The 3377-nt window shown below is 48.7% G+C and carries 2 protein-coding genes; both read right to left on the bottom strand.

The window, feature by feature from the left end; translation table 11 throughout:
• Positions 1-285: 285 nt before the first annotated feature.
• A complete protein-coding gene (lldD, locus tag AB4653_RS15660) occupies positions 286-1425 on the bottom strand; it encodes an FMN-dependent L-lactate dehydrogenase LldD (protein WP_017083007.1) in 1140 nt (379 codons plus the stop codon).
• Positions 1426-1673: 248 nt separating this feature from the next.
• Positions 1674-3368, bottom strand: coding sequence for an L-lactate permease (locus AB4653_RS15665; protein WP_102257664.1), 1695 nt, complete (start codon positions 3366-3368; stop codon positions 1674-1676).
• Positions 3369-3377: the final 9 nt, after the last annotated feature.

A 3377-nucleotide genomic window follows, 5' to 3' on the forward strand; every position in this document is an offset into this window, starting at 1 on the left:
TAAAACGCTTTTAGCTGAACCCTTCGGGCAGCGTTTGCTGGTCATTTCTACTACGTTATCGGCTTCTCATGTAGGCTAGCTACACATCAAAGCCTCTGCCTTGTATAAATACCCAGCAACTCGCTGCAAAAATCAGCTCGAAAGATCAACACGCCCTAGCTTTTTATTTTATTTTCCAGTGCTTAAACGGTGTCACAACGGCAGTGTAATTGCTGTGACACCGATTGAACTTCAGTCTAAGTAGACCAAAGCATTAGTCCGAATCCGAACCTAAGTCGTTGAGGTTTAATCTAGCCCCACCAGAGAATCACGAGTTAAGTCTTTGATTGTCTTAGCGCCAGTTAGAGTCATCGCAACGCGCATCTCTTTGTCGTAAAGGTCGAGTAGGTTCTCAACACCTGCTTGTCCTTGCGCTGCTAACGCGTAGACGAAAGAGCGACCAAGCAAGGTACAGTCTGCGCCCATCGCCATCATGCGAACTACATCTAAGCCAGTACGAATACCAGAGTCGACCAGAATCTTAGTGTCGCCTTTTACTGCGTCTGCAATTGCAGGCAGTGCTTTAGCACTTGATAGAACGCCATCAAGCTGACGACCGCCGTGGTTTGAAACTACGATACCGTCTGCACCAAATCTTACGGCGTCTTTTGCATCTTCTTCATCAAGAATGCCTTTGATGACCATCGGGCCGTCCCAGAAATCACGGATCCACTCTAGGTCTTTCCATGAAATGGACGGGTCGAAGTTGTCACCCAACCAACCGATGTAGTCTTCCAGTTTGGTTGGAGAACCTCGGTAAGTAGAGATATTGCCAAGATCGTGTGGTTTACCCAACAGACCAACATCAACCGCCCAACTAGGATGACGCATCGATTGGAATACACGACGAATTGCTGCATTTGGGCCGCTCATTCCTGAGTGCATGTCACGGTAGCGAGCGCCAGGTACAGGCATATCCACCGTGAAGACCAGTGTTGTCACGCCTGCCGCTTTGGCACGTTCCAATACGTTCTTCATGAAGCCGCGATCTTTTAGCACGTAAAGTTGGAACCACATTGGGCGCTCAATCTTAGGTGCGACTTCTTCAATCGGGCATACAGATACGGTCGACATCGTAAAAGGGATGCCTTTATTGTCTGCGGCTTTTGCAGCTTGTACTTCGCCACGTCGTGCGTACATGCCTGTTAGACCAACGGGTGCTAAGGCAATCGGCATCGCGAGCTTTTCACCAAACAACTCGGTTTCTAAATTTAGGTCCGACATGTCATTGAGGACACGCTGTTTGAGCGCGATCTCTGCAAGATCGGCCGTGTTGCGGCGTAGGGTATGTTCACCGTAAGAACCGCCGTCAATATAGTGGAAAAGAAACGGTGGTAATTTCGCTTTTGCTGCGGCGCGGTAATCAGTCGATGCGGATATGATCATAATTTCAGTCCTAAATTCTTGGGATGTTGCCCTTCTATGAGAGCTTGGCTTGGGCTGCTTTAATTCTTGAAAGTCAGTGTTCGTTTGTTCTCTAACGGTGAAACAGAGAAGCAATAAAATGGCGTTAATACCCGAGGGTGTTGATGTGTTTTAGTATCCATTCCGAAACTCATCAACTGTCTTATTAGACGGTGTTGCAGTCGGGGAATTGAGTATTAACGCCAAGTGCTTTTGTAACGACTTATGGTTTACATAAGTGCGTCTGTCATTTTGAAGCCGTAGATAACCACTAGGCCGATGATTCCTGTCATCACCAAGTAGTAGAACGTTGGGATGATAGTCTTACGTAGTGTTGCGCCTTCGCGTCCTAGCAAGCCTACGGTCGCCGATGCGGCTACCACGTTGTGAATTGCAATCATGTTACCTGCTGCAGCACCAACGGCTTGCAGAGCAACAACCACAGCACTAGAGATCGACAGAGTTTGTGCTACTTCGAATTGGAACTGGCTGAACATCATGTTTGAAACGGTGTTCGAACCTGCAATGAAGGCACCTAACGCACCAACCGTGGCACTTAACGCTGGGAATGCGCCGCCGACTAGGTCAGCTGCAAAGTTGGCAGTGGTTACTGGCATACTTGCTAAATCAGCACCGTTCACGCCAGAGTTAATGAAGATACGAACCATTGGGATGGTGAACACCAACACAAAGCCTGCACCAATCAGAGTCTTGCTCGACTCACCAAAAGCTTTAGCCAGTGGTGTTGCGCTGCGTGATTGCATTAGAACAGCAACCAGTGCGACGAAGACCAAGATACCGCCAGGTAGATACAGAGGTTGAATCGCTGTGCTTACGCCGGTCTCGCCAAGGATGTTGCTGAAAGAAAGGCTAACGCTCTTAAGCAGGCCTTTGAACTCAGGGCTCACACGGCTAGCAACTAGAGTGACAGCGAGCAGCACGTAAGGTGCCCATGCCATCGCCATGCTCATTTTTTTATGGCTTTGGTTGTTGTCATCAAGGTCGATTTTCAAAGAACCTAGCCATTCTGCTGGCCACTTGTCCTCGCTTTCAAAGTCCCATTTTGATTTAGGTACTAGGAAGCCGCGTTTTGCTGCTGTTACAACAATCGCAAGGCCAACCAAACCACCAATCAGTGATGGGAACTCAGCACCGAGGAAAACACCCGTTAGTGCGTAAGGAATGGTGAAAGCAGCACCGGCGAACAGTGCGAACGGCAGGATATCAAGACCTTCAGTCCAGCTTTTGTTCTTACCGAAGAAGCGAGTCAGCATCATCGCCATCAATACAGGAATCATCACACCAACGCAGGCGTGGATGATTGCAACACTTGATGTGATCTGTTGTAGGTAAGCATCCCATGTTGAACCATTGGCAATCAGGCTTTCACCGATGTTGTGCGTATCCAAACCTTTGTTTACGCCAACAATGATAGGTGTACCAACTGCGCCGAACGATACCGGCGTAGATTGAATCATCATGCCCATCAGTACCGCAGCTAACGCTGGGAAGCCAATTGCCACCAACAATGGAGCGGCGATTGCGGCGGGTGTGCCGAAGCCTGATGCCCCTTCAATGAATGAACCAAAACACCAAGCAATGATGATCGCTTGTACACGACGGTCTGCTGATATGTCAGTAAATCCGTTGCGGATGGTGGTGATAGCTCCGGTGTGTTTCAAAGTGTTTAATAAGAAGATGGCGCCAAACACAATCCAGAGAACCGACACGGTAATGCCGAAGCCTTGGAATACTGAAGCCAGCACGCGAGTGCTAGACATATCCCATGCGAATAGGGCGATAGCAACGGTTAATGCAAATGCCACTGGCATCGCTTTTTTTGCAGGCCAGTTAAGGCCAACCAGCAGAATCGCTGCAACAACTATTGGCGAAAAGGCCAATAATGCTAGTAGAGTTTCACTCATGGGTACTTC

Source organism: Vibrio sp. 10N.222.48.A3, from assembly GCF_041475345.1.
GTDB lineage: Bacteria > Pseudomonadota > Gammaproteobacteria > Enterobacterales > Vibrionaceae > Vibrio > Vibrio tasmaniensis_A.

Excerpts from the sequence above, each read along its gene's own strand:
- AB4653_RS15665 (WP_102257664.1), bottom strand. The coding sequence starts at position 3,368 with ATGAGTGAAACTCTACTAGCATTATTGGCCTTTTCGCCAATAGTTGTT.
- lldD (WP_017083007.1), bottom strand. The coding sequence starts at position 1,425 with ATGATCATATCCGCATCGACTGATTACCGCGCCGCAGCAAAAGCGAAA.